General features: G+C 68.5%; 23 protein-coding genes. 17 read left to right on the forward strand and 6 right to left on the reverse strand.

Going from position 1 to position 25,155, the window contains the following annotated elements; translation table 11 throughout:
* The 7 genes from BMX96_RS15715 (at window position 1) to BMX96_RS15745 (ending at window position 7,182) form a co-directional block, all read left to right on the forward strand.
* On the forward strand, window positions 1-522 hold the full coding sequence (locus tag BMX96_RS15715; protein WP_091846351.1) for a hypothetical protein: 522 nt from the start codon (window positions 1-3) through the stop codon (window positions 520-522).
* A 58-nt stretch (window positions 523-580) separates the two neighbouring features.
* Window positions 581-3,376 (forward strand): DNA polymerase I, encoded by a 2,796-nt coding sequence (polA, locus tag BMX96_RS15720; RefSeq protein ID WP_091846352.1) that lies wholly within the window; start codon window positions 581-583, stop codon window positions 3,374-3,376.
* A 77-nt stretch (window positions 3,377-3,453) separates the two neighbouring features.
* The gene (locus BMX96_RS15725; protein ID WP_091846353.1) at window positions 3,454-4,281 is read left to right on the forward strand and encodes a manganese catalase family protein; all 828 of its coding nucleotides are present in this window, start codon (window positions 3,454-3,456) and stop codon (window positions 4,279-4,281) included.
* An 89-nt stretch (window positions 4,282-4,370) separates the two neighbouring features.
* Window positions 4,371-4,958 carry a pseudouridine synthase gene (locus BMX96_RS15730; RefSeq protein ID WP_091846354.1) on the forward strand — a complete coding sequence of 196 codons (588 nt, stop codon included), beginning with the start codon at window positions 4,371-4,373 and terminating at the stop codon, window positions 4,956-4,958.
* A gap of 89 nt (window positions 4,959-5,047) precedes the next feature.
* Window positions 5,048-5,572 carry a redoxin domain-containing protein gene (locus BMX96_RS15735; protein WP_091846355.1) on the forward strand — a complete coding sequence of 175 codons (525 nt, stop codon included), beginning with the start codon at window positions 5,048-5,050 and terminating at the stop codon, window positions 5,570-5,572.
* Window positions 5,573-5,625: 53 nt separating this feature from the next.
* Complete coding sequence (locus BMX96_RS15740; protein WP_091846356.1) at window positions 5,626-6,489, forward strand: cation diffusion facilitator family transporter; 864 nt, start codon at window positions 5,626-5,628, stop codon at window positions 6,487-6,489.
* A 48-nt stretch (window positions 6,490-6,537) separates the two neighbouring features.
* Window positions 6,538-7,182, forward strand: a complete 645-nt coding sequence (locus BMX96_RS15745; RefSeq protein WP_091846357.1) for a hypothetical protein — start codon at window positions 6,538-6,540, stop codon at window positions 7,180-7,182.
* Window positions 7,183-7,191: 9 nt separating this feature from the next.
* Here BMX96_RS15745 and BMX96_RS15750 read toward each other — a convergent pair whose 3' ends face one another.
* Window positions 7,192-7,776, reverse strand: a complete 585-nt coding sequence (locus BMX96_RS15750; RefSeq protein WP_091846358.1) for a DUF1285 domain-containing protein — start codon at window positions 7,774-7,776, stop codon at window positions 7,192-7,194.
* Between the two features lie 61 nt (window positions 7,777-7,837).
* Here BMX96_RS15750 and BMX96_RS15755 point away from each other — a divergent pair, with 61 nt between their 5' ends.
* The 5 genes from BMX96_RS15755 (at window position 7,838) to BMX96_RS15775 (ending at window position 15,445) form a co-directional block, all read left to right on the forward strand.
* On the forward strand, window positions 7,838-8,836 hold the full coding sequence (locus tag BMX96_RS15755) for an AAA family ATPase (RefSeq protein WP_073129168.1): 999 nt from the start codon (window positions 7,838-7,840) through the stop codon (window positions 8,834-8,836).
* Window positions 8,833-9,714, forward strand: a complete 882-nt coding sequence (locus BMX96_RS15760) for a DUF58 domain-containing protein (RefSeq protein ID WP_073129169.1) — start codon at window positions 8,833-8,835, stop codon at window positions 9,712-9,714. The genes BMX96_RS15755 and BMX96_RS15760 overlap by 4 nt, the downstream gene beginning before the upstream one ends.
* Window positions 9,714-12,491: a DUF4159 domain-containing protein gene (locus BMX96_RS15765; protein ID WP_091846359.1), complete on the forward strand. Its 2,778-nt coding sequence runs from the start codon at window positions 9,714-9,716 to the stop codon at window positions 12,489-12,491. Before BMX96_RS15760 ends, BMX96_RS15765 begins: the two co-directional genes overlap by 1 nt.
* Before the next feature lie 69 nt (window positions 12,492-12,560).
* Entirely contained in the window at window positions 12,561-14,615 is a 2,055-nt protein-coding gene (locus tag BMX96_RS15770) for a hypothetical protein (protein WP_091846360.1), read from the forward strand.
* Window positions 14,616-14,695: 80 nt separating this feature from the next.
* Window positions 14,696-15,445 carry an SDR family NAD(P)-dependent oxidoreductase gene (locus BMX96_RS15775; RefSeq protein WP_091846361.1) on the forward strand — a complete coding sequence of 250 codons (750 nt, stop codon included), beginning with the start codon at window positions 14,696-14,698 and terminating at the stop codon, window positions 15,443-15,445.
* 27 nt (window positions 15,446-15,472) lie between these two features.
* Here BMX96_RS15775 and BMX96_RS15780 read toward each other — a convergent pair whose 3' ends face one another.
* A complete protein-coding gene (locus BMX96_RS15780; protein WP_091846362.1) occupies window positions 15,473-15,826 on the reverse strand; it encodes a hypothetical protein in 354 nt (117 codons plus the stop codon).
* A 135-nt stretch (window positions 15,827-15,961) separates the two neighbouring features.
* Between BMX96_RS15780 and BMX96_RS15785 the strand changes: the two genes are divergently transcribed.
* Window positions 15,962-17,401: an FAD-linked oxidase C-terminal domain-containing protein gene (locus BMX96_RS15785; RefSeq protein WP_091846363.1), complete on the forward strand. Its 1,440-nt coding sequence runs from the start codon at window positions 15,962-15,964 to the stop codon at window positions 17,399-17,401.
* Window positions 17,402-17,535: 134 nt separating this feature from the next.
* Window positions 17,536-18,390 carry an oxygenase MpaB family protein gene (locus BMX96_RS15790; protein WP_091846444.1) on the forward strand — a complete coding sequence of 285 codons (855 nt, stop codon included), beginning with the start codon at window positions 17,536-17,538 and terminating at the stop codon, window positions 18,388-18,390.
* 75 nt (window positions 18,391-18,465) lie between these two features.
* Here BMX96_RS15790 and BMX96_RS15795 read toward each other — a convergent pair whose 3' ends face one another.
* The 4 genes from BMX96_RS15795 to BMX96_RS15810 all read right to left on the reverse strand — a co-directional run bounded on the left by BMX96_RS15795 (window position 18,466) and on the right by BMX96_RS15810 (window position 21,678).
* Window positions 18,466-19,398, reverse strand: a complete 933-nt coding sequence (locus BMX96_RS15795; protein WP_091846364.1) for an ATP-grasp domain-containing protein — start codon at window positions 19,396-19,398, stop codon at window positions 18,466-18,468.
* Window positions 19,395-20,093 (reverse strand): hypothetical protein, encoded by a 699-nt coding sequence (locus BMX96_RS15800; protein ID WP_091846365.1) that lies wholly within the window; start codon window positions 20,091-20,093, stop codon window positions 19,395-19,397. The genes BMX96_RS15795 and BMX96_RS15800 overlap by 4 nt, the downstream gene beginning before the upstream one ends.
* 15 nt (window positions 20,094-20,108) lie before the next feature.
* Window positions 20,109-21,311: a tyrosinase family protein gene (locus tag BMX96_RS15805; protein ID WP_175481766.1), complete on the reverse strand. Its 1,203-nt coding sequence runs from the start codon at window positions 21,309-21,311 to the stop codon at window positions 20,109-20,111.
* A 133-nt stretch (window positions 21,312-21,444) separates the two neighbouring features.
* Window positions 21,445-21,678: a hypothetical protein gene (locus tag BMX96_RS15810; protein WP_091846367.1), complete on the reverse strand. Its 234-nt coding sequence runs from the start codon at window positions 21,676-21,678 to the stop codon at window positions 21,445-21,447.
* Between the two features lie 101 nt (window positions 21,679-21,779).
* Here BMX96_RS15810 and BMX96_RS15815 point away from each other — a divergent pair, with 101 nt between their 5' ends.
* The 3 genes from BMX96_RS15815 to glcF all read left to right on the forward strand — a co-directional run bounded on the left by BMX96_RS15815 (window position 21,780) and on the right by glcF (window position 25,099).
* Window positions 21,780-22,322: a hypothetical protein gene (locus BMX96_RS15815; protein ID WP_175481767.1), complete on the forward strand. Its 543-nt coding sequence runs from the start codon at window positions 21,780-21,782 to the stop codon at window positions 22,320-22,322.
* 247 nt (window positions 22,323-22,569) lie between these two features.
* Entirely contained in the window at window positions 22,570-23,685 is a 1,116-nt protein-coding gene (locus BMX96_RS15820; protein WP_091846445.1) for an FAD-binding protein, read from the forward strand.
* A gap of 1 nt (window position 23,686) precedes the next feature.
* A complete protein-coding gene (glcF, locus tag BMX96_RS15825; RefSeq protein ID WP_091846369.1) occupies window positions 23,687-25,099 on the forward strand; it encodes a glycolate oxidase subunit GlcF in 1,413 nt (470 codons plus the stop codon).
* Window positions 25,100-25,155: the final 56 nt, after the last annotated feature.

Consider the following 25,155-nt stretch of genomic DNA (forward strand, 5'->3'; position numbering starts at 1 on the left):
ATGGCACAGGGTTTCAGGCCGGCGGGCGACATGCGCCTGGGGATGCTGGCGGTCTTGATGGGCGCCACGGCGTTGCTGGTCGCGATGATCCACATCTTCGGCGGACCATTCGCCCCGCAGCAGCCGGTGGGTGTGAGCATCGGTGAAATCGCGGGCGATATCCGCGCGTCGGCCTGGCGGGCCGTGACCGGTGCGCCGCAGCCCGCGCCCGTCCCGCGCGGCTGGGACATCGACCGGGTGCTGGGGCTGGCCGGGCCGGTGATCGGGGCGCTGGCCGTCGGGCTTGCGGCTATCTCGGTCTCGCGCAGAGGGTCGACGCGGCTGGCCGCCATGGCGACGGGGCTGGGCCTGTCGGCCATCACCTTCCAGTTCATCTGGTGGCTGGCGGTGCTCATGGCCTGCGTGGCGCTGCTGATCTCGATCGTCGAGGCGGTGGGCGACATCTTCGGACCGGTCGGCGATCTTCTCACGGGGATCGGCGGGTTCTTCTCGGGGCTGTTCGACGGTCTCTTCGGCGGCTGACGCTGGACTCCGCCGCGCGCCCGCGCGATGACACGGGCCAGCAGCGACGGAGAACGCCATGGCCTTCGGCAAGGGACATCATCTGCATCTGGTCGACGGCTCGGCCTTCATCTTCCGCGCCTACCACGCGCTGCCGCCGCTGACGCGCAAGTCGGACGGGATGCCCATCGGGGCCGTATCGGGCTTCGTGAACATGATCTGGAAGATGATCGAGGACAACAAGGGTCCCGACGCGCCCACCCACGCGGCGGTGGTGTTCGACAAGGGCAGCCACACCTTCCGCAACGACCTTTACGACGCCTACAAGGCCAACCGGGACGAGATGCCCGAAGACCTGCGCCCGCAGATCCCGCTGACGCGCGAGGCCACGCGCGCCTTCAACCTCGCCTGTCTCGAGCAGGAGGGATTCGAGGCCGACGACATCATCGCGACCCTGGCTTGCCGTGCGCGCGAGGCCGGGGGGCGCTGCACCATCATCAGCTCGGACAAGGATCTGATGCAGCTGGTGGGCGGCGGGGTCGAGATGTTCGACGCCATGAAGAACACCCGCATCGACGACGAGGGCGTGCGCGCCAAGTTCGGCGTCGGCCCGGACCGGGTGGTCGACGTGCAGGCGCTGGCCGGTGACAGCACCGACAACGTGCCCGGCGCACCCGGGATCGGCATCAAGACGGCTGCCACTTTGATCAATGAATTCGGTAGCCTGGACGAACTTCTTGAACGGGCGCATGAAGTGCCGCAGCCCAAGCGGCGCCAGACGCTGATCGAGAAGGCCGACCAGATCCGCCTGTCGAAACAGCTGGTCCAGCTCGATTGCGACATGGCGCTGGATTACGATCTCGACAGTCTCGAGGTGCGCGAGCCGGTGACGCAGGAGCTTCTCGATTTCCTGACGCAGATGGAATTCCGGACCATGACCAAGCGCGTGTCCGACGCGCTGGGCATCGAGGCGCCCGTGATCCGCGACCAGACCGACGATGGCGCGGCCCCGCGCGAGGAGGCCGAGCAGGTCGCCTTTCCCGAAAGCTATTCCTGGGTGAAGGACACCGACGCGCTGAAGGACTGGATCGCGCGCGCCCATGCCCGCGGCTACGTCGCCATCGACACCGAGACCACGTCCCTGAACGAGATGCAGGCGCTGCTGGTGGGCGTGTCGCTGTGCATCAAGCCGGGCGAGGCGTGCTACATCCCCCTCGGCCACAAGGAAAACGCCGAAGCCGACCTCTTCGCGACCGACGCGCTGTCGGACGGACAGATCCCCTTCGACGAGGCCATGGGGCTGCTGAAGCCGCTGTTCGAGGATCCGTCGGTCCTGAAGATCCTCCAGAACGCCAAGTACGACTGCAAGGTGCTGGCGCGGCTGGGGGTGCAGGTGGCGCCGGTGGATGACACCATGCTCATGTCCTACGCCATGAACGCCGGCCTGCACGGCCACGGCATGGACACGCTGAGCGAACGCTACCTCGGCCACAGCCCGATCCCGATCAAGGAACTGATCGGCACGGGCAAGAGCCAGGTCACCTTCGACAAGGTCGAGATCGCCAAGGCGGTGAATTACGCCGCCGAGGACGCCGATGTCACGCTGAGGCTGTGGCACCTGTTCAAGCCGCAGCTGCACCGCAGTCACGTGACCACGGTCTACGAGACGCTCGAGCGGCCGCTGATCCCCGTTCTGGCGCGGATGGAAATGGCCGGCGTGAAGGTCGACCGCAACGTGCTGAGCCGCATGTCGGGCGCGTTCGAGCAGAAGATGGCCGGGCTCGAGGACCAGATCCGCGAGCTGGCGGGCGAGGACTTCAAGGTGTCGAGCCCCAAGCAGCTGGGCGAGATCCTGTTCGACAAGCTGGGGTTGCCGGGCGGCAAGAAGACCAAGACCGGCGCCTACCAGACCGGCGCCGATATCCTGGAAGACCTGGCGACCGAGCACGAGCTGCCCGGGCTGGTGCTGGACTGGCGGCAGGTGAGCAAGCTGAAAAGCACCTACACCGACGCGCTGCAGGACCATATCGACCCGGAAACGGGCCGGGTACACACGTCCTATTCCATCGCGGGGGCGAATACCGGGCGTCTCGCCTCGACCGAGCCGAACCTGCAGAACATTCCCATCCGCACCGAGGAAGGCCGCCGCATCCGCGAGGCCTTCGTCGCGCCCGAGGGGCGCACGCTGGTGGCGCTGGACTACAGCCAGATCGAGCTGCGCATCCTGGCCCACATCGCCGGGATCGGCGAACTGAAGCAGGCCTTCAAGGATGGGCAGGATATTCACGCGCTGACCGCGTCCGAGATGTTCAACGTGCCGCTGGACCAGATGACGCCCGAGATCCGCCGCCAGGCCAAGGCGATCAATTTCGGCGTGATCTACGGCATTTCGGGCTTCGGCCTGGCACGCAATCTGCGCATCCCGCGTGACGAGGCGCAGGGCTTCATCGACCGCTATTTCGAGCGGTTCCCCGGCATCCGCGACTACATGGACGAGACGGTGAAGTTCGCCAAGGAACACGGCTTCGTCCAGACGCTGTTCGGTCGCCGGATCAACACGCCCGAGATCAACGCCAAGGGCCCCGGCGCGGGCTTCGCCAAGCGCGCGGCCATCAACGCGCCGATCCAGGGCACGGCCGCCGACGTGATCCGCCGCGCCATGATCCGCATGGAGGACGCGATCGCGGACCTTCCGGCGACCATGCTGCTGCAGGTCCACGATGAACTGCTGTTCGAGGTGGACCAGGGCGCCGAGGACGACCTGGTGAAGGCCGCGCGCGAGGTGATGGAGGGCGCGTCTCTGCCCGCCGTGGACCTGTCCGTGCCGCTGGAGGTCGACGCGGGGCAGGGCGCCACCTGGGCCGCCGCCCACTAATTTCCCCGATTGTCAAAGCGTGGAACTGTCGCAGGAGCCTCCGGTTGGGTACGGGCAACCCAACCGAAGGACCTTTCATGTTCCATCATTCAAGCAAGCTGCAATACGAAGTGCGCGTCGACACGCCTGACCCGGTCTTCGCGAAATATCTTCAACAGGCGATTGGCGGCGTCGAAGGCGAAATCCGCGTCGCGATGCAGTATTTCTTTCAGGCCATGGGTGCGCGAGGCGACAAGCGCTTTCGCGACATGCTGATGATGACGGCCACCGAGGAACTCAGCCATATCGAGTTCCTGGGCCATGCCGTCGCGCTCAACCTCGAGAAGGCGCCGCTCGACGCCCAGGAAGCCGGGGCCGCCGACTCGGTGGTCGGTGCGATCATGGGCGGTATGAACCCGCGCCACGTTCTGTCCTCCGGCCTGTCGGCGATGCCGGTCAATGCCAACGGCGTCCCCTTCGACATGAGCCATATCTACGCGACGGGCAATATCGGGGCCGACATGCTGGCCAACGCGATGGCCGAGTCGTCCGGCCGGGTCCTGGCCTCGCGGCTTTACAACATGACCGACGATGCCGGCATGAAGGACATGCTGTCTTTCCTCATCGCCCGCGACACGATGCATCAGCAGCAATGGCTCGCCGCGATCGAGGAACTGGGCGGCATCGAGAAATGCATGCCGGTTCCGAATTCCACGCCCGAGGAACACGAGGCGATGAAACACAGCTACTATTTCCTCAACACGTCGCTCGACGAGGAGACGCCGCAGGGCGTCTGGACCAATGGCGGTCCGTCCATGGACGGGCGCGGCACCTATACCGCGCGCGACAAGGCCGAACCCGAGGGCCAAGTGCCCGATCTCGGCAAGGCGCGTGAGAAATCCGCGGCGCAGACCGAACAGATGTGACCCGCGGGGACCGGGGCGGCACGACCGCGCTGTCGCCCCGGCCCGTTTCACCCTATGGTTCGGTCCATGCCCGCGCCCCTGTTCGCCCCATGCTGATCGCGCTCAACAAGCCCATGAACCGCCTGAGCCAGTTCACCGACGAGGGACGCTGGCAGGGGCTGTCGGGTCTGGACCTGCCCAAGGGCGTCTATGCCGCCGGGCGGCTGGACCGCGATAGCGAGGGGCTGCTTCTGCTGACCGATGACGGGCGGCTGCAGGCGCGCATCACCTCGGCCCGGGTCGAGAAAAGCTATCTCGCGCTTGTCGAGGGGCGCATCAGCGCCGGCGCGCTGGCCCAGCTGCGCGTCGGTGTGCAGCTGAAGGACGGGCCGACGCGCCCCGCGGGGGCCGAGGCCATCGACCCGCCCGACCTGTGGGAGCGCGACCCGCCGGTGCGCGTGCGCAAGACGGTCCCCGACAGCTGGCTGCGGCTTGAACTGCGCGAGGGGCGCAACCGTCAGGTGCGCCGGATGTGCGCCGCGGTGGGCTTTCCCTGTCTGCGGCTGGTGCGCTGGCGCATCGGGAATGTCTCGGTGGACGGTCTCGAGCCGGGCCAATGGCGCGAGGTCGACCCGGCCGAACTTGGCCTCTCGGGACAGGGAGGCAATAGAGCGGGTCCGCGACCCCCGCGGCGCTGAGCGGCACGGTGGGCGGAAACACCGCAGGAACCGCATCTCGGGCGCGGGCCTTGGTCGCACAAACACAGAGACGACCGAAAGGACACCCCATGCCCCAGACACCCGAAGCCGCACAGAAGGCCCCCGCGCTCGACATTCCGCTGATCATCGGCACCCGCTGGAAGCTGGAAGACCAGTCGCCCAGGGCGTTCACCCAGATCATCGTCTATCGCGGGCTGCATTGCCCCATGTGCAAGAAGTACCTGTCGCAGGTGCGCGAGCTTTACGACGACTTCCTCGCCAAGGGCGTCGAGACGATCCACGTCTCGATGGACACGGAAGACCGCGCGCGCGAGGCGCACGAGAACTGGGGCCTCGACCCGATCCCCATGGGCTATGGCCTGACCGAGGCGCAGGCGGCTGACTGGGGGCTGTATGTCTCCAGGGCCATCAAGGACGCCGAGGCCGACGTCTTCGCCGAGCCGGCCGTCTTCTGGGTGCGCCCGGACGGCGAGCTATACCTCGCCTCGGTGTCGAATTCGCCCTTCGCGCGGCCCGACCTGGCCGAGTTGCTCGACAAGGTCGATTTCATCCGGGACGAGGACTACCCGGCGCGCGGCACCAAGGCGGCCTGATCCTGGCGCGCGGCTGGTGGCGCTCGCCGCGCATTTCCTGCTAGGCCTGTGCCATGCCCCATGACCACGTCCATCACGCGGGACCCGAGGGCGACCGGCGCGTCGCGCTGGCCGTCGGGGTCAACATCGTCCTGACGGTCGCGCAGGTAGTCGGGGGGCTTTTGTCCGGGTCGCTCGCGCTGATCGCGGACGCGCTGCACAACCTGTCGGACGCGCTGAGCCTGATCATCGCGCTGGTGGCGCGCCGCATCGCCCAAAGGCCCGCCGACGACCAGATGACCTTCGGCTATGGCCGGGCCGAGGTGGTCGCGGCGCTGGTCAACCTGACCACGCTGATCGTGCTGGGTCTTTTCCTGATCTACGAGGGGATCGGACGCCTGTTCGACCCGCAGCCCATCGATGGCTGGATCGTGGTGATCCTCGCGGCGATCGCGCTGGTGGTCGACCTGGTCACGGCCTTCCTGACCTACGCCATGGCGAAAGGGTCGATGAATATCCGCGCGGCGTTCCTGCACAACCTGGCCGACGCGCTGGGGTCGGTCGGGGTGATCGTCGCGGGCACGCTCGTGCTGCTTTACGATTGGCGGCTGGTGGACCCGATCGTGACGCTGGGCATCGCCGCCTACATCCTGTGGCACGGCGTGGCCGAGATCGGCCCGGCCATTCGCCTGCTGATGCTGGGCACGCCGCCCGAGGTCGAGACCGGCGCGGTGCGCGAGGCCATCGACGGGGTCGAGGGGGTGGCGCGGATCAGTCACCTGCACCTGTGGCAGATCGACGAGGGCAAGACGAGCGTCGAGGCCCGCGTCGTGCTGATCGCGGGATCCGATCCGGTCGCGACCGCGCGGGCGGTGAAGGCGGCGCTGAACGACCGGTTCGGCATTGCCCACGCCACGGTCGAGCCGCAGCAGGACTGACGCCGCGACCTGCGTGAAACCGTCGCGCCCCCGCCCGAGTTGGGCGGCATGAACTGGATATCCGAAAACAGCGAGATCCTGAGCCTGGCGCTCTCGGCGCTCATGGCGCTTATCTGGATCGTCTACCTGCAGATCTTCGCCATGGGCTACCTGCGCCAGCGGCGGCCCATCGTCCTGATCAGCCGCACGGCGGGTACGGGGGACAGCGCGCGGTGCTTCGTGTCGAACATGGGCGCCGAGCCGATCTACCTGACGGCGCTGATCGCCGACGTGTGCATCGGCGATACCCTGAACCGCAGCTTCGTGACCGACCGCGATGAGCTGGGTGCCGACGACATCGACAGTCCGGGGGATGCGACGAACCAGGGACCGCTGAGTTCGGGCAGCTACCTGGATGCGGGCAATTTCGGGACGATCCTGAAGCGGGCGCTGGATCACCTGGACCTGTCCGACCACGACGAACAGGTCTCGGAGTTGCGCCTGACGGTCCTGTGCAACTCGGGCCATTCGAACCTTCTGGTGGCGGCCAGCCGGTCCTTCCGCGTGGGCTGGGCCGACGGCACGCGCATGTTCATCCCGCGTCGCCCGCAGACCGACCAGGCGTCGTCGTATTTCAGGCGGCTGCACTATCACCGGGTGCTTCAGCAGGCCATCGACGACGAGGCCGCGCGGCTGACCGGCCACGACAGCTGAACGTGCGGCTCAGGGCAGCTCGGCCGCCGGGATGATCGGGAAGAACACACCGGCCGAATGCACGCCGAACCATTCCTCGCCCTCGTGCGTGGCGGTCTCGCCCATGTCGACCAGTCGGTAGAAGCTCTTGCGGTCGATCAGCGCCTCGAGGTTGCGACGGATCAGCACATAGGGCGAAGGCTCGCCCGTGTCGGGGTCGCGGGTCACGCGGATCGGATGATCGGCGTCCGCGCACACCGTGTCGCCCACGTTGGTCGTGAAGTGCAGCCCGCCGTCGACCTCGGCCACGTCGACTGCGACGAAGGGCGCGTCCTCGACCTTGATGCCCAGTTTTTCCACCGGCGTGACAAGGAAATAGTCGTCGCCCTCGCGCTTGAGGATGGTCGAGAAGAGCCGCACCAGTTTTGACCGCCCGATCGGCGTGCCTTCGTGCATCCATGTGCCGTCGCGCTGGATCACCAGGTCCATTTCGCCGCAATAGGGCGGATCCCACTTGTCGACCGGCGGTAAGCCACGCGCGCCCGCTTTTCGGGCAGCGTCGGCCAGCGCGCCGGTATCCGCACTCACATTTCCATCAGGGGAGCCTTTTGACATTTGTGCCTGCCGCGTTCGATCTACATCATGGGGTGAGCATAGCGGGCGAGGTAGGATTGTCATGGCGGATCCCATTCTGGACGAAATCGACGCATTGGGCGGGAAGCTGGCCGAGGCGCGCAGCAGCATCACCCGGCGGTTCATCGGACAGACCCGGGTCGTCGACCTTGTGCTGACCACGCTGCTTTGCGGTGGCCACGGCCTGCTGATCGGTCTGCCGGGGCTGGGCAAGACGCGCCTGGTGGACACGCTCAGCACCGTGATGGGGCTCAACGGGTCGCGCGTCCAGTTCACGCCCGATCTGATGCCCGCCGACATCCTGGGCTCGGAAGTGCTGGAGACCGGCGCCGACGGCAGCCGCGCCTTCAAGTTCATCGAGGGCCCGATCTTCTGCCAGCTGCTCATGGCCGACGAGATCAACCGCGCGAGCCCGCGGACCCAGTCGGCGCTGCTGCAGGCGATGCAGGAAAAGGCGGTGACGGTGGCCGGTCAGGCGCATCCGCTGGACAAGCCCTTCCACGTGCTGGCGACCCAGAACCCCATCGAGCAGGAGGGCACCTATCCGCTGCCCGAGGCGCAGCTGGACCGCTTCCTGGTGCAGATCGACGTGCCCTATCCCGACCGCGATACCGAGCGTGACATCCTGATCGCCACCACCGGCGCCGAAGAGGACGTGGCCCACGGCGTCTTCACCGCCGAGGAGCTGATCGCCGCACAGAAACTGCTGCGCCGGATGCCCGTGGGCGACGCGGTGGTCGAGATGATCCTCGACCTCGTCCGCGCCTGCCGCCCCGGCGACGACAGCGCGCCGCAGCCGGTCCGCGACCACGTGGGCTGGGGCCCCGGACCCCGCGCCGCGCAGGCGCTGATGCTCACGGTCCGCGCGGCCGCGCTGCTGGACGGGCGCCTTGCGCCCAATGCCGAGGATGTGGCCGACATGGCCGTCCCGGTCCTGACCCACCGCATGGCGCTGAGCTTTGCCGCCCGGGCGCGCGGCGAGACGCTGCCGCATATTATCGCGCAAGTCGTGGACGCCAAGACCCGGGCCCAGGCCGCGTGAGCGATCCCGCCGCCCTCAGATCCCGCGCCGAGACGCTGGCCGGCCCGCTGCCGGCGCTGCTTGCGGGTGCCCAGCACCTGGCACGGACGGTCATGCTGGGCAGCCACGGGCGGCGGCGCCCGGGGCAGGGCGACGAGTTCTGGCAATACCGCCCCGCCATTCCCGGCGACGCGGCGCGCAGCGTGGACTGGCGCCGCTCGGCCCGGTCGGACGGGCATTTCGTGCGCGAGAAGGAATGGCAGGCCGCGCAGTCGGTGATGCTGTGGGTGGACCAGTCGGCGTCCATGAGCTTCGCCTCGAAGGGCCAGGCCCCCAAGTCCGACCGCGCGGCCGAACTGGCGCTGGCCACCGCGATCCTGCTGGGCCACGGGGGCGAGCGGGTGGGGCTCTGCGACCACGACCTGCCGCCGCGCACTGGGTCGCTGCAACTGCTGCGGCTGGCCCAGGCGCTGGGCGCGGGCGACGCGGCGGCCCAACCGCCCGATTACGGTGCGCCGCTGGCGCGCGAGATGCCGTCGCGGTCGCGCGCGCTGTTCCTGTCGGACTTCCTGGGCGACGTGACCCCGGTCGAGGGCGCGCTGCTCGAGGCCGCGGATCGCGGGATCTCGGGCGTGCTGGTGCAGGTGCTCGACCCGCAGGAAGAGGCGTTCCCGTTCGACGGACGCACGATCTTCGAATCCATGGGCGGCACGCTCAGCCACGAGACCCTGAAGGCGGGCGAGCTGCGCAATCGCTACCTCGACCGGCTGGCCGAGCGGAAGGACCGCCTTTTGCAGCTGTGCCGGACCACGGGCTGGCAATACACGGTCCATCACACGGACACGCCGCCGCAATCCGCCCTTCTGTGGATCTACGGCGCGCTGGAGCGTGATCACTGATGTGGATCGTGGGGCCCATAGGGTTCAACGCGCCCTGGCTGCTGCTGGGGCTGGTGGCGCTGCCGATCCTGTGGCTGCTGCTGCGCGCGGTGCCGCCCGCGCCGGTGCGCCGGCGGTTCCCGGGGGTCGCGCTGCTGCTGGGCCTGCGCGACGACAAACACCAGGCCGACAAGACGCCGTGGTGGCTGCTTCTGCTGCGCGCGCTCGCGGTGGCCGCCCTGATCGTCGGCTTCGCCGGCCCCGTGCTGAACCCCGAGGATCGCAGCGGCGGCAGTGGCCCGCTTCTGGTGCTGATGGACGGGAGCTGGGCCGACGCGCGCGACTGGCCGCGCCGGGTGGCGCGGGTCGAACGCGCGCTGGACGAGGCCGGACGCGACAACCGCCCCGTGGCACTGGTCACGCTGACCGACCGGCCCGAGGGCGACCTGCCGTTCCGCGCGGCATCGGACTGGGCGCAGACCCTTCCGGGGCTCGCGCCGCAACCGTGGCAGGCCGAGGGCGCCGCCGACTGGGCCGCGACACTCGACGGTGCGTTTGACGCCATCTGGCTGTCGGACGGGACCGCGCAGCCGTGGCGGGGCGACGTTCTGGAGGCGTTGCAGGATCGCGGGGATGTCCGCGTCTTCGAATCGCCGTCCCCGATCTACGGGCTGGCGCCGCCGGCCTTCGAGGATGGCGCCATCGCCGTCACGGCGCGCCGGGCGGCCACCGGTCGCGGGGCCGAGGTGACGATCACCGCGCGCGGGCTGGATCCCAGCGGGATCGAGCGCGAGCTGGCGCGCGAACCGCTGGCCTTCGGCCCGGGCGAGGACGAGGCCACCCTGGCGCTGAGCCTGCCGCCCGAGCTGCGCAACCGCGTGACGCAATTCGCCATCGACGGCGTGCGCTCGGCCGGGGCGGTGGCGCTGACCGATGACAGCCTGAAACGGCGCGAGGTGGCGCTGATCGCCGGGGGCGACGACCGCGAGGGGCTGCAATTGCTGTCGCCGACCCACTACCTCGAACAGGCGCTGGAGCCGGTGGCCGACCTGGTGGATGGCACCCTGTCGGATATCCTGCTGGCCAATCCCGACGTGATCGTGCTGGCCGACGTGGCCACCCTGCCGCAGGCGCAGGCCGACGAGATGCGTGACTGGGTCGAGGGCGGCGGGCTGCTGCTGCGGTTCGCCGGGCCGCGCGTGGCCGGCAGCGACCTGAGCCGCGAAACCGAGGATCCCCTGATGCCGGTGCGCCTGCGCGCGGGCGGGCGCAGCGTCGGCGGCGCCATGAGCTGGGGCGAGCCCAAATCCCTGCGCCCCTTCGGCGAGGACTCGCCCTTCAACGGGCTCGAGATCCCCGGGGACGTCACCGTGACGGCGCAGGTCGTGGCCCAGCCCGACCCGGACCTGAGCGAACGCACCATCGCGTCGCTGACCGACGGCACGCCGCTGGTCACCCGCAAGCGGGTGGGCGACGGGCAGGTCGTGCTGTTCCACGTCACCGCCAATGCCGAGTGGTCGAGCCTGCCTCTGTCCGGGCTGTTCGTCTCGATGCTGGAGCGTCTGGCCGTCAGCACCCGCGCCGCGCGGCCCGATGCCAGCGCGCTGGAGGGCACGGTCTGGAGCCTGAGCGAAGCGGTCACCGCCTTCGGACAGGTGGACGAGGCGGGCACGATGCCGGGCGTCGCCGGCGCCGACCTGGCCCGCGGCGTGCCGGGGCCCGCGACGCCGCCCGGCCTTTACGCGGGCGAGGATCGCCGTGTCGCGCTGAACGTCATCGGCCCCGAGACCGAACTGGCCGCCGCCAGCTGGCCCGCGAACGTGCCCGTGGAAGGGCTGGCCGTGGCGCAGGAGCGGGACCTGTCGGGCTGGTTGCTGGCCGCCGCGCTGGGCCTGTTGGCGCTGGACGTCCTGGCCGCGCTGTGGCTGGCCGGACGGCTGGTCGGCCCGCGGGCGAGCGCCGCGGCCGTGGTCCTGGCGCTGTTGCTACCCGTGGGCGAGGCGCGCGCGCAAGACGGCACGGCCCCCGAGCGCGAACCGCTGGGGGACTTTGCCATCGAAGCGACCTCCGAAGTCGTGCTGGCCCACGTGCTGACCGGCAATTCCGACCTGGACGAACTGGCGCGCGCGGGCCTGACGGGTCTGTCGCGCACGCTGTTCGCCCGCACCTCGATCGAGCCGGCGGAGCCCATGGGCGTGAACCTCGAGACCGACGAGCTGGCCTTCTTCCCGTTCCTCTACTGGCCGGTGACGGCCGACCAGCCGCAGCCCTCGGACGCGGCCTATGCCAAGCTGAACACTTACCTGCGGGGCGGCGGGCTGATCCTGTTCGACACGCGCGACGCTAACGTGGCGGGCTTCGGCGCGGCGACGCCGGCGGGCCGCAAGCTGCAGGAACTGGCCCGGCCGCTGGATATCCCGCCGCTGGAGCCGGTGCCGGACGACCACGTGCTGACGCGCACCTTCTACCTGCTGCAGGATTTCCCGGGCCGCTACGCCGGGCGCGACATCTGGGTCGAGGCATCGCCGCCCGACGCGCAGGCGGTCGAGGGGATGCCGTTCCGCAACCTAAACGACAACGTGACACCGGTGGTGATCGGCGGGAACGACTGGGCGGCGGCCTGGGCCATCGACGACAGCGGCCAGCGCCTGTTCCCGGTGGGCCGTGGCTTTGCCGGCGAACGCCAGCGCGAGATCGCCCTGCGCTTCGGCGTGAACCTGATCATGCACGTGCTGACCGGCAACTATAAATCCGACCAGGTCCACGTGCCCGCGCTGCTGGACCGGCTGGGTCAGTAGTCACGCCCGGGGGCTGTCTGCCCCCGGACCCCCGAAAGGTATTTTTGGAAAGATGAAGGGCAGGCGGAATTGAGCGGAGAGATCGTATTCGACCCCATGGTGCCCTGGGTGGTGCTGGCGGTGCTGGGCGGGCTGGTCGCGGTGCTGGTGGCCCTGTCGCTGTGGCGCGGGCTGTCGGGCTGGTGGCTGCGCGGGCTGGCCGGTCTTGCCGTGCTGGCCGCGCTGGCGGGCCCGTCGTTTCAACGCGAGGATCGCCGGCCGCTGAGCGACATCATCGTGGCCGTGGTGGATGAAAGCGCGTCGCAGGACTTGTCGGACCGCCCCGACCAGAGAGCCGCGGCGCTGGACCGGATCGAGGCCGAGGTCGCCGCGCTGCCCGATACCGAGCTGCGCGTGGTGCGGCTGGGCGACGGGCCGGGCGACAGCGGCACGCTGCTCATGACCGCGCTGTCCGAGGCCGTGGCCGAGGAGCCGCGCGCGCGGCTGGCGGGCGCCATCCTGATCAGCGACGGACGGCTGCACGACATCGACCGCGCGCCGGACCTGCCCGCGCCGCTGCACCTGCTGCTGACGGGGCAGGAGGACGACTGGGACCGGCGGCTGGCCGTGCTGTCGGCGCCGGCCTTCGCCATCCTCGACGAAGAGGTCCTGCTGCGCCTTCGGGTCGAGAACCAGGGCGCGGTGCCCGCCGGCGAAGAGGGTCTCGTCCCGCTCGAGATCGCGATCGACGGGGGCGAGCCGGTGGAATTCACCGTGCCCACCGGCGAGGACCTGGAGCTGCCGGTGACGCTGCCCCATGGCGGGCGCAACGTGATCCAGTTCCGCGTGGCCACCGGGGACGGCGAGCTCACCGACCGCAACAACGAAGCGGTGGTGCAGATCAACGGCGTGCGTGACCGGCTGCGCGTGCTCTTGGTGTCGGGCGAGCCGCATCCGGGCGAGCGGACCTGGCGCAACCTGCTGAAATCCGACAGCAGCGTGGACCTCGTGCATTTCACCATCCTGCGCCCGCCCGAGAAGCAGGACGGCGTGCCGGTGGACGAGCTGTCGCTGATCGCCTTCCCGACCCGCGAGCTGTTCCTGGACAAGGTGGACGAGTTCGACCTGATCATCTTCGACCGCTACCAGCGGCGCGGGATCCTGCCCGCGCTCTACCTCGACAACATCCGCCGCTATGTCGAGGACGGGGGCGCCGTGCTGATCGCGGCGGGGCCGGACTTCGCCACCGCCGCGTCGCTCTATCGTTCGCCGCTGGGCGAGATCCTGCCCGCCGCGCCGACCTCGCGCGTGATCGAGGAGCCGTTCCTGCCCGAACTGACCGAGCTGGGCCGCCGTCACCCGGTGACCCAGGGCCTGACCGGCGGCGGGGCCGAGCCCGAATGGGGCCGCTGGCTGCGCCAGATCGAGCTGGATCCCACGGGCGGGCAGGTGGCCATGACCGGCATGGATGGCGGGCCGCTCCTGGTGCTCGACCGCGTGGGCGAGGGGCGCGTGGCGCTTCTGGGTTCGGACCACGCGTGGCTCTGGTCGCGCGGCTTCGACGGCGGCGGCCCCCAGCTGGAGCTGCTGCGGCGGCTGGCGCACTGGATGATGAAGGAGCCCGAGCTGGACGAGGAGGCGCTGGACGCCACCGCCGAAGGGCTGTCGATGACGGTGACACGGCGCACCCTGGGCGACAGCGTGGGCGACCTGGAGGTGACGGCGCCGGACGGGACCGTGACCACCCTGCCCATGGAAGAGGTCGCACCGGGCCGGTTCCAGGCCGATGTCACCGGGCCCGAGATGGGGCTGTATCGCCTCGCCGAAGGGGACCAGGAGGCGGTGATCGCGCTGGGCCCCTCGGCCCCGCGCGAGTTCGAGCAGACCGTCGCCACCGGCGCCGCGCTCGAAGAGGCGGTGGCCGCGCGGCGCGGCGGGATCCGCAACATCGCCGAGGGCGTGCCGGACCTGCGCCAGGTGCGCGAGGGGCGGCCGGCGGCCGGGCGCGGCTGGCTGGGTATCACGCCGCGCGGCGCCTACCTGACCGCCGACGTCACGACGCGGCCGGTCCTTCCGGCCTGGGCCTGGCTGCTGCTGGCCGCGATGCTGAGCCTCGGGGCCTGGCTGCGCGAGGGACGCCGCTAGCGCGCCCGGCCCGCATCCCGCGCGCGATCGCCAGAAATCTGCTAGTCTTCCTGTCGGAGCTGGACGGACAGGAGAGCAGGATGGATCTGACCGGAACGAGCGCCCTGGTGACGGGCGGCAGCGGCGGGTTGGGCCGCCTTGTGTGCAGCGCGCTGGCGGGCGCGGGGGCCCGGGTGGCCGTGGGCTATCTCGAGGGTCGCGACCGGGCCGAGAGGGTGTGCGACGACATTGCGGGACAGGGCGGTCGGGCGATCGCCGTGCGGCTGGACCAGGGCGACCAGGCCTCGATCGATGACGCTTTGGGAACGGTGGTCGGGTCGTTCGGCGAGCTGGACATCCTGGTTAACAACGCCGCGATGGCGAAGGCCGTGCCGTTCCCCGATCTCGACGCGCTGTCGACCGAGCTTTGGGACCGCACCATGGCGATCAACCTGCGCGGGCCCTGGTTGGTCTCTCGTGCCGCCGCGCGGCACCTGAAGGCGTCGGGGCGCGGGCGAATCGTCAACGTGTCGGCCATGGCCGGGATGAGACCCATGGGCGCCAGCATCGCGCAGTCGGTCGGCAAGGCCGGCGTGATCCAGCTGACCCGCTGCCTTGCCGTGGCGATGGCGCCCGATGTCACCGTGAACTGCGTGGCGCCGGGCCTGATGGAGGGAACCGAGCTGACCAAGGGCATACCCGACGCGTTCGTCGACGGTTTCAGGTCGCAATCGGTGCTGGGCCGGACCACGTCGCTGGACGATGTCGCGGCGCAGGTCGTGCAGTTCTGCCGCGCGGACAGCGTCACCGGCCAGACGCTGGTGGTGGATGGCGGGGTGTTCTTCCACTGACGCGACCGCTGCGGGGTCGCGCCGGGCCTAGTCCAGTGTCATCTCGTGGGTGCTGTCGCCCCAGCCTTCCGTCTTGGTGCGCGCGCGGATGATCAGACGGTCCGTCCCCTCGGGCACGGCGATGCCGGTTTTCGACCGGGTGAAGGGCTGTTCGGTCACGTGGGGATGGGCCAGCACGCGGGTCGCCAGAACAGTGCCGTCGGGCAGCTCGACCCGCCAGCCGTCGGCGTAATCCTCCCAGCCCGTGTCGGCGTGGCGCAGGGTGACCGAGACTGTCCAGCCTTCATTACCGGGCTTGGCCTTTGCCCCTTCGATCCGGGCGGGATCTGCGGTGGCGGCGAGCGGGGCAAGCAGGGCGAGGGCGGCAAGGATTCTTGGCATGAACCGGAAGATAGCACCCCCCGTGACACGCGACACGGTTCGAAGTGACACAATGACGCGAGGGATGCCGCGCGGCCACGTCGCCTTGCGGATCGGGCCGCACCACGCCATCTTAGTGCATCAGGAGGACCCGCCATGGAAATGCCCACACCCGACGCCGCCATCGTGTCGCGCAAGGCCCGCATCGTGCGTCGCCTGTTGCAGGTTCTGCCCGAGGACGCCGTCATCCACGAGCCGCACGAGACGCGCGCCTATGAATGCGACGCGCTGACCGCCTACAAGTGCCCGCCGCTGGCCGCCGTGCTGCCTGCCTCGACCGACGAGGTCGCCGCGGTGCTGCGCGTCTGCCACGAGGAGGGGATCCCCGTGGTGCCGCGCGGATCCGGCACGTCGCTGGCGGGCGGGGCGTTGCCCACCGCCGATTGCGTGATCCTTGGCGTGGCGCGGCTGAACGAGGTGATCGAGACCAATTACGACGACCGTTACATCCGCGTGCAGACCGGGCGCACCAATCTCAGCGTCACCGGCGCGGTGGAAGAGGACGGCTGGTTCTATGCCCCCGACCCGTCATCGCAGCTGGCCTGCGCGATCGCGGGCAATATCGGCATGAACTCGGGCGGGGCGCATTGCCTGAAATACGGGGTGACCACCAACAACCTGCTGGGCGTGACCATGGTGCTGATGGACGGCACCGTGACCGAGATCGGCGGCGCGCACCTGGACGCGGCGGGCTATGACCTGCTGGGCGTGATCTGCGGCAGCGAGGGGCAGCTGGGCGTGGTGACCGAGGCGACCCTGCGCATCCTGCCCAAGCCCGAGGGCGCGCGCCCCGTTCTGATCGGGTTCGATTCGAACGAGGTCGCGGGCCAGTGCGTCAGCGACATCATCAAGGCGGGCGTGCTGCCCGTGGCGATCGAGTTCATGGACCGGCCCTGCATTCGCGCGACCGAGGCCTTCGCCGGCGCGGGTTACCCCGATTGCGAGGCGCTGCTCATCGTCGAGGTCGAGGGCTCGGACGCCGAGATCGACAACCAGCTGGGGCTCATCGGCCAGATCGCGCGCGGCCATGACCCCGTCGAGCTGCGCGAAAGCAAGTCGGGCGAGGAATCGGCGCGCATCTGGCTGGGCCGCAAGTCGGCCTTCGGGGCGATGGGGCAGATCAACGATTACATCTGCCTCGACGGCACCATCCCGGTCAGCGAGCTTCCCAAGGTCCTGGGCAAGATCCGCGAACTGTCGCAGGGATACGGCCTGGACGTGGCAAACGTGTTCCACGCGGGCGACGGCAACATGCACCCGCTGATTCTGTTCGATGCGAACAAGCCGGGCGACCTGGACAAGGCCGAGGCGCTGGGCGCCGACATCCTGCGCCTGTGCGTTGAGGTGGGCGGCTGCCTGACCGGCGAACATGGCGTGGGCGTGGAAAAGCGCGACCTGATGGAAGCGCAGTTCGCCCCCGAGGATCTCGAGGCGCAGTTGCGCGTGAAGGACGTGTTCGACCCCGCCTGGCTGCTGAACCCCGCCAAGGTGTTCCCGCTGTCGGTGACCGCGTCGCGGCGCGTGGCGGCCGAGTAGGGCTGGGCTCAGAAGCCACGGCCCGGGGTGGTTGTCGGCGCCAGGCGGTGAAACGCGAAGACGCGGCGCATTGATTTTCCCGCGGGGCTGACCCCATGCTGGGTTGAGCCTGTCCGTTCGTCCGAGGTATGCCCATGTCGCGCTGGTCCGACGAGATCGAGTGGCTGGATCCCACGCGGGACTTCGAGCGAATCGTCTTCCTGCTGGGAACCTGCGAGTTCGCCTGGGATATCGAGAAGGCGCTCGAATTCGCGCTGTTCCGGACCTACGCCGTGCCCTCGATTTCCGGCCTGCTGTCCCGCACGGGCGCCTTCCGCCGGGACACCCGGAAACGCTACGACGACACCGAGCTTCTGCTGTCGGAAATCAGCGAAAACGGCCAGCACAGCGCGCGTGGACGGGCGGCGCTGGACCGGATCAACGAGATGCACGGGCACTACCGCATCTCAAACGCCGATATGCTGTACGTGCTGACGACCTTCGTGGTCGAGCCGCCCAGATGGCTCGACCGCTTCGGGCGCCGGTCGATGACGCCAAAGGAGCGCGAGGCCTGGGCGGCCTATCATCGCGCACTCGGGCGGCAGATGGGGATCGAGGACATCCCAGAGGATTTCGAAGCGTTCGACACCTACGGCCGCGCCTACGAAAATGCGCAGTTCCGCTACGCCGACAGCAACGCCGAGATCGGTAAGGCCACCCGGGATCTTCTGCTTTCCTTCTACCTGCCCAGATGGCTGGTGCCGCTGGGGCGTCCGGCGGTCCACGCGATGTGCGATCCGCCGCTGCGGGCTGCCATGGGCTTCCCAAGCCCGCCGCCGTGGCTTCAGCGGCTGGTCATCGCGGGACTTGGTGCGCGGGCGACGCTTCTGCGCCGGTTGCCCGGCCGCAGGCGACCGCGCCTCATCACGGCCCGCAAGCGCCCGACCTATCCGGGCGGGTATCGCATTTCCGAGCTCGGGACATTCCCGAAAGGATCAAGGTCGGATTGAGGGCGGGAGACAGCGACCCGAATCCGACCGAGTGAGGTCGGGGGACGGGACGCCGATCTCACCTTCCGCCCGTGATCATCCCTGTCCGCCCGCGCCTTGGCCGCCGGCTGCAAGCTGCGCGGCAACCTCGTCGGAGATGGGCTGGCCCGTCGCCTCCTGATACGCGGAGAAGGCAGGGCTGGGGTTGACCTCGAAGCAGAAGACCCGCCCGTCGTCGCAGTACCGCAGATCGATTCCGGCCAACACCAACCCAAGCTTCCGGGTCAGGGCGATTGCTGCGGCGGCGACCTCGTCACTTACAGTGGCAGCACGCCAGTCGGCCTCGCCATCATAGCGATAGTCCGCCTTGTCCGAGCGCACCTCGGTCGCGAAGATCGACTCTCCCACCACGTGAACCCGCATGTCGCGACCCTCGACACGTTCCTGGAATTGCACGGGGCAGGCGGTCAGCATCTCGCGCCGCGCTTCGAGCTGACCGGGTTCAAGCTCGGTCACGATCGATCGCTCGCCGCTGCAGGACTTGTAGATCACGCGCCCCATGCGAGCGCAGAACTCGGCCGCGATGTCGTAGTCGTTGGTGATACAGGTGCGCGGCACGAAAAAATGCTCGGCGATCAGCAGCGACTGCAACGGCTTGCTGGAGTTGGATGCGTTGGGCGCGCTGCGGTTCATGACCAGACAGGGGGCGAGGTCGCAGAACTCGCTGGCCCGTCCCGAGGCGGCAAGCGCATGGTCGGCCAGGCGGTCGTCGGCGTCGAGCGCGCGGAATTCCGGCGTCAGCTCGACATTGGACTGGCGGTTGAAGATCCCGCTGATCTCGTCGATCCCGATTATCCGGTCGCCGATCATGGCCGCCCCATCGACGCCCCCGGGTCCGACGCGAAGGTCGCAATCGTTCATCAGGTCGCGCGGAGACCAGAGCGCCACGTCAGCGCCCATGGTGTCCAGCGCGGTCGAGACCGCCTTTACCATCGGATCATGGGCGTATCCGAACAGCAGCGCGGTCATGGCGATGTCAGATCGGCCAGCATGTCCGGCACGACCGGTCCGAATGCGCCGAAATCGACCATCGGGACCGGGCCATCGAAAAGAGGCCCGTCCGGTCCCTCGACAAAGCGGAACACCGCCGCAATGTCATTCTGGAGCGGGAGGAGACGGCTTGCCGGATCGGCAAGTTCGGACGGGGCTGCCTCTCCTCCGGCGACGAAACAGCCGCCGGACGTAGCCAAGACGTCCGTTCGAGCGTTGTCCGGCGTCTCGGCCAGGTGATCTGCCGCGACCGGCAGGCCCAAGCTGGCCGCCATGACCCGCCATTCCCGGGGCGAGGCGTCGTCGCCCCAAGGCGTGTAAGGGGCGGGACGGCCGATCATGGGGCACGCCCATGCGGCAAACCAGCCGACGAGGGACGCGCGGCATTCCTCGGCGGCATAGACGAGGTCGGCATCGCTGCCGTTCTCCAAGGGCGGCACCGGGAAGGAGGTGAGGCGCGCGACGATGGCGTTCACGTTTCCGGTCGAGAGCGAAACGCCCGACGCGGTCGTCAGCCTTGGCTCGGGAGCATCGCCGCCGAGTTCCAACGCGAAACGCGATCCGACGAGCAATTCTTCCGGCAGCGATACCTCGACCGGAACGTCGCGCTCGGACAACGCCCCGGCCAGCCAGAGCGCCGGGCCGTCGTCCGGTTCACAGAAGATGTGGATCACCTCGGTCTCCGCCGCTTACCGCCGCCGCAGAAGGTCGGCACGGCGCGCCAGCAGATCGTTGCGAAGCCGCGACACGTCTCCGGTGGATACCCCCGGTTCGAAGGCAAGATCCGCGCCGGTCAGGTCGGGCCGCAAGCCGGGATCGATGAACACGCCGCCTTCGGTGAAGCTCTTCGTGTCGTTCTCGAAGATCTCCTTGGGCCCACCTTCCTTGAACTCTTTCGGGCCGCCCTCCTTGATTTCCTTGGGGCCGCCTTCCTTGAATTCCTTCGGTCCCCCCTCCTTCAGTTCCTTTGGCAGCCGTTCCTTGAACTCCTTGGGGCCGCGCTCCTTCAGTTCTTTCGGGCCAAGCTCCTTTGGAAGGCGTTCCTTCGGTGACAGCTCCTTTGGAAGGCGTTCTTTCAACTCCTTCGGGATCCGTTCCTTTGGCAGGAATTCCTTGGGAATACGCTCTTTCAGCGGCTTGATGTCGATGCAGCCGTCCACGGTGTCGTAGCGATAGCCGAGAGCGAGGTGGTCGATCATGTCGGCCGGGGTGACGATCTCGGGCGAATTGACCCAAGGTTGAACCCCAAAAGGCACCTGCGTGCCGTTCCAGGGCCACATGGAATCGTTCAGGCTGTGCCCGGTCGGCCCGCCGCTTACCGGCTTGTAGGGCTCGAAGCCCGGCGCCCCTTCGTGGTCCTTGATCCATTGGGCCCAAAGCCGGTCGACGTTGCAGTGGATCAGCCAGAAGTCCGGGGTGCGGCAGGTCTCGGTGAATGCCTGCACGTCGCCGCCGCAGAACACGTGCGCCGAGCCGTGCGGCCCCTCGATCCCGCGAAACACGTTGAAATCCGGGCTTGCCATGTCGGCTGCGATGTCCCCGCCCGTGCCGGGGAACGTGAAGATATCGAAGGGCTTGCGGGTGAACCGACCGGCGAAGGGGCCCGTGGTAACGGGAAAGCCGCCGAAACTGCCGGCCGAGCCGGATGAGTTGTCACCCGGGCCGCCGAGGAAGTCGTCGCGCCAGATCAGAGACTGGGTCCCGCTGGAATTCAGATTGGCCTGCGTCCAGTCCCAGTAGGGCAGGGAAACGTTCGGGTCGATATTCTGGAGATCCAGTTCGAAGCGGCGCACGAATTCCCGGTGCCACGCCACGAAAGCCGGTCCGCCATGTCCGTGCGCGCCGGCGCCGGCGTGGATGTCGGCGTAGCCTTGGGCAGTTCCGTCGTCCATGAGCGTCAGAAAAGCGTTTACGAAAGCGCTGCGCTCAGACGCCGTGAGAGTGGTCAGATTCTTACGACAACCCATGTCGCGTCCTCCTGTCTATAGAATTGAGTGCTTGAAATGCGAGGTCGTCCGCCCGGACTCAGGCGAACTGGTGCCAGTATCGAATGATATGCTTGGCCATCTTTTCGGGGGTTTCGGTCATCGTGTAGGCGTCGTGACACATCCACAGCTTGATGAAGTTGTCTTCCGGCTTGCCGACGGAATGGACATGAATATCGAACTTCTTCCCGTCGATGGTGATGGTCGCCTTGTCACCGGACTTGTCGATGTCGATCTTCGCCGTTTTCCCCATGTAATCGAGTTGTTTGGCCATAATGGCGCCTCCCGTGGAAAATTCTGCGGAACAAATCTTTCGAAATAAAAACAAGCATAAGTATAGCGAAGAGATCGCGATTCGTCTACGATTGTCCCAATATGACACGGGGCGAGATGAATGAGAGGCGTGCGATGTTCCACCGCCGGCATGTGCTGGAGCGGTGTGCCGCCGCGCTGTCCATCGCGCTGGTCGTGACTCCCGCCATGGCCCAGGAGGATCGCCCGATGCTCTCCGGAAACCTCGAGGCGATCCTGCCCCAGGCGGATGATTTACCCGGCCCGATGACGTCGCTGATTGGAAATTGGGCGCTGTCCGTCGAGGATGACAGGCCTGTGATCGAGCTCACGCTCGAATGGTCCGGTGACGTGGATGAAAACACGTTGGCCACCCTGGGAATGGTCGCCGTGGTCCAGACCCCGTCGATCTATGTCGCGTTTCTGGACATCCCGATGATTGAGGGCCTCGCCGCCAATACCCATGGGACCGTCAGCGCGACTTACGAGTGGGGCGAATTGCTGAGCACGGATCTGTCCACCGGGCCAGCGACTTACCTGAGTGCCGATGACGCGCGGGAAGCCCTGAACGGCGGCGCGCGTGTATCGCAAATGATCATCACGTCCGCTGATTTCGCAGAGCGGTAACACCCCTTGGGAATGATCTTCTGATCACTGCACTTTTCGCGGTCGAGCCGTCCGCCTGTTGCCGCGACTTCCCCAAGCAGGACGAGTCAGCTCTTCGACAGGCCACGGGTCTTTCATCGTCGACATATGAAGGTCTGCCATCCCCTGATCGGCGCAGCGGCTACACGCGCAGCGCACCGCGGGGGGCGTGGCATCCCACGCGCCTCTGTGGCATTGGGGGAGAGTGACGAGGGAGGAGCCGTTGGTGATACGACCCGAAAGCGAGGCCGACCTGGCCGAAGCCGTGCGCGCCGCGACAGGCGCTCTGCACCTGCGGGGCGGCGGTACCCGTGCGGCGGGGCCGGCAACGGGCGAGGTGCTGGAAACAACCGGGCTGACCGGCATCACGCTCTATGAGCCGGGCGCGCTGACCCTGGTCGCCCGTGCCGGCACGCCGCTGTCCGACATCGAAGAGGCGCTGGCCGGCGAGAACCAGCGGCTGGCTTTCGAGCCCATGGATCACCGTGCGCTGCTGGGCACCGAGGGCACGCCGACCATCGGCGGCGCGGTTGCGGTCAACGCCTCTGGTCCGCGCCGCGTGGTCGCCGGTGCCTGCCGCGACAGCCTGATCGGCGTGCGCTTCGTCGACGGCAGCGGCACGATCATCAAGAACGGCGGCCGGGTGATGAAGAACGTCACCGGCTACGACCTGGTCAAGCTGCTCGCGGGCAGCCACGGCACGCTGGGCGTGCTGAGCGAGGTCAGCTTCAAGGTCCTGCCGGGGGTCGAGGCGACGACGACGCTGACGCTGGAGGGGCTCGACGTCGACACCGCCATCAAGGCCATGGCCGCCGCGATGGGATCGCCCTTCGAGGTCTCGGCCGCCGCGCACCTGCCGGGCGAGACGCCGAAGACCCACCTGCGCGTGGAAGGCTTCGCGGCCTCGGTCGCGTATCGCGCCGGACGCCTGCGCGATCTGCTGGCGTCCTATGGCGATATCGTGGTGGACGAGGGACCCGGCCCCTGGGCCGATATCCGCGACGCGCGCGCGCTGGCCGACGCGCCGGGCGATGTCTGGCGCGTGTCGGTCAAACCTTCGGACGGCGCGCGGGTCGCCGCCGCGCTGCCCGACGCGCGGCTGGTCATGGACTGGGCCGGCGGGCTGGTCTGGGCTGCCGTCGCGCCCGGCACCGACCTGCGCGCGGCGCTAAAGGACATCCCCGGCCACGCCACCCTGCTGCGCGCCGCGCCCGAGACCCACGCCCGGCTGGGCCGTTTCGCGCCCGAACCCGCGCCGCTGGCCGCCATCGCCGCCGGGCTGCGCGCCAAGTTCGACCCGCGCGGGATCCTCAATCCCGGCCTCATGACCCAATCGACGAGCTGAAATGCAGACCACCTTCACCCCCGAACAACTGGCCGACCCCGCCACCGCGCGCAGCAACGAGATCCTGCGCGCCTGCGTGCATTGCGGGTTCTGCACGGCGACGTGCCCGACCTACCAGGTGCTGGGAGACGAGCTCGATTCCCCGCGCGGGCGGATCTACCTGATCAAGGACATGCTGGAGTCGGGCCGCCCCGCGGACGAGAAGACCGTGAAGCATATTGACCGCTGCCTGTCCTGCCTGGCCTGCATGACCACCTGCCCGTCGGGCGTGCACTACATGCACCTGGTCGACCACGCCCGCGCCCATATCGAGGAAACCTACAAGAGGCCCTGGCGCGATCGGGCGTTGCGGCGGCTGCTGGCGGCGGTGCTGCCCTATCCGGGCCGGTTCCGTCTGGCGCTGCTGGGTGCGAAAATCGGGCGGCCGTTCGCGCGGTGGATGCCGGATGTGCGGCTGCGTGCCATGCTGGACATGGCGCCGAAGCGCATCCCGTCGCCCAGCCGCAACGACGATCCGCAGACGTTCCCGGCGAAGGGCGAGACGAAGATGCGCGTGGCGCTGCTGACCGGCTGCGCGCAGAAGGCGCTGGACACCGACATCAACGACGCGACCATCCGCCTGCTGACCCGCCTGGGCTGCGAGGTCGTGGTGGCCAAGGGCATGGGCTGCTGCGGCGCGCTGGTTCACCACATGGGCCGCGAGCACGACAGCCACGCCGCCGCCAAGCGCAACATCGCGGCCTGGATGGACGTGAAAGACGCGGGCGGCCTGGACGCGGTGGTGATCAACACCTCGGGCTGCGGCACCACGGTGAAGGATTACGGCCACATGCTGCGCAATGATCCCGTGGCCGAAGAGGCCGCCGAGATCAGCGCCAAGGCCATGGATGTGAGCGAGATCCTGATGAAGCTGCTGCCGGACGAGGCCGCCTTCGACGCCGCGTTCTCGGTCAACGAGGCGCGCATGGACATCGCCGGCACCGATGCGACGGACCCGCGCCCGGCTGGCAATGGTCCGATCCGCGTGGCCTATCACGCGGCTTGTTCGCTCCAGCACGGCCAGCAGATCAAGACCCACCCGAAGACCCTGTTGAAGCGCGCCGGGTTCGAGGTGGTCGAGCCGCGCGACAGCCACCTGTGCTGCGGCTCGGCCGGCACCTACAACCTGATGCAGCCCGAGATCTCGAAAGAGCTGAAGACCCGGAAGCTGAAGACACTGCACGACAAGGATCCGCAGGTCATCGCGGCGGGCAATATCGGTTGCATGATGCAGCTGGCGGGTGGGGCCGATGTGCCGGTGGTGCACACGGTCGAGTTGATCGACTGGGCGCTGGGTGGTCCGCGCCCCGCCAAGCTGGGCGACGGGCTGCCGGCCCAGGCGAAATCGGGCGAAAGCGCGGCGGCGCTGCCCTGAAACGGGTGCGGTTCAACCATAATGGCGCCGCCGCGGCGGCCTAGCTTCGGGCTGGT

The sequence above is a fragment of the Palleronia pelagia genome (genome assembly GCF_900110115.1).
Lineage (GTDB): Bacteria > Pseudomonadota > Alphaproteobacteria > Rhodobacterales > Rhodobacteraceae > Palleronia > Palleronia pelagia.

What these genes read in the sequence shown, in the direction of transcription:
- BMX96_RS15780 (WP_091846362.1), bottom strand. Translation starts at nt 15,826, where the DNA reads ATGCCAAGAATCCTTGCCGCCCTCGCCCTGCTTGCCCCGCTCGCCGCC.
- BMX96_RS15735 (WP_091846355.1), top strand. Translation starts at nt 5,048, where the DNA reads ATGCCCCAGACACCCGAAGCCGCACAGAAGGCCCCCGCGCTCGACATT.
- BMX96_RS15785 (WP_091846363.1), top strand. Translation starts at nt 15,962, where the DNA reads ATGGAAATGCCCACACCCGACGCCGCCATCGTGTCGCGCAAGGCCCGC.
- BMX96_RS15715 (WP_091846351.1), top strand. Translation starts at nt 1, where the DNA reads ATGGCACAGGGTTTCAGGCCGGCGGGCGACATGCGCCTGGGGATGCTG.
- BMX96_RS15805 (WP_175481766.1), bottom strand. Translation starts at nt 21,311, where the DNA reads ATGGACGACGGAACTGCCCAAGGCTACGCCGACATCCACGCCGGCGCC.
- BMX96_RS15755 (WP_073129168.1), top strand. Translation starts at nt 7,838, where the DNA reads ATGGCGGATCCCATTCTGGACGAAATCGACGCATTGGGCGGGAAGCTG.
- BMX96_RS15775 (WP_091846361.1), top strand. Translation starts at nt 14,696, where the DNA reads ATGGATCTGACCGGAACGAGCGCCCTGGTGACGGGCGGCAGCGGCGGG.
- polA (WP_091846352.1), top strand. Translation starts at nt 581, where the DNA reads ATGGCCTTCGGCAAGGGACATCATCTGCATCTGGTCGACGGCTCGGCC.
- BMX96_RS15725 (WP_091846353.1), top strand. Translation starts at nt 3,454, where the DNA reads ATGTTCCATCATTCAAGCAAGCTGCAATACGAAGTGCGCGTCGACACG.
- BMX96_RS15750 (WP_091846358.1), bottom strand. Translation starts at nt 7,776, where the DNA reads ATGTCAAAAGGCTCCCCTGATGGAAATGTGAGTGCGGATACCGGCGCG.
- BMX96_RS15815 (WP_175481767.1), top strand. Translation starts at nt 21,780, where the DNA reads ATGACACGGGGCGAGATGAATGAGAGGCGTGCGATGTTCCACCGCCGG.
- BMX96_RS15730 (WP_091846354.1), top strand. Translation starts at nt 4,371, where the DNA reads ATGCTGATCGCGCTCAACAAGCCCATGAACCGCCTGAGCCAGTTCACC.
- BMX96_RS15810 (WP_091846367.1), bottom strand. Translation starts at nt 21,678, where the DNA reads ATGGCCAAACAACTCGATTACATGGGGAAAACGGCGAAGATCGACATC.
- BMX96_RS15745 (WP_091846357.1), top strand. Translation starts at nt 6,538, where the DNA reads ATGAACTGGATATCCGAAAACAGCGAGATCCTGAGCCTGGCGCTCTCG.
- BMX96_RS15790 (WP_091846444.1), top strand. Translation starts at nt 17,536, where the DNA reads ATGTCGCGCTGGTCCGACGAGATCGAGTGGCTGGATCCCACGCGGGAC.
- BMX96_RS15740 (WP_091846356.1), top strand. Translation starts at nt 5,626, where the DNA reads ATGCCCCATGACCACGTCCATCACGCGGGACCCGAGGGCGACCGGCGC.
- BMX96_RS15795 (WP_091846364.1), bottom strand. Translation starts at nt 19,398, where the DNA reads ATGACCGCGCTGCTGTTCGGATACGCCCATGATCCGATGGTAAAGGCG.
- glcF (WP_091846369.1), top strand. Translation starts at nt 23,687, where the DNA reads ATGCAGACCACCTTCACCCCCGAACAACTGGCCGACCCCGCCACCGCG.
- BMX96_RS15765 (WP_091846359.1), top strand. Translation starts at nt 9,714, where the DNA reads ATGTGGATCGTGGGGCCCATAGGGTTCAACGCGCCCTGGCTGCTGCTG.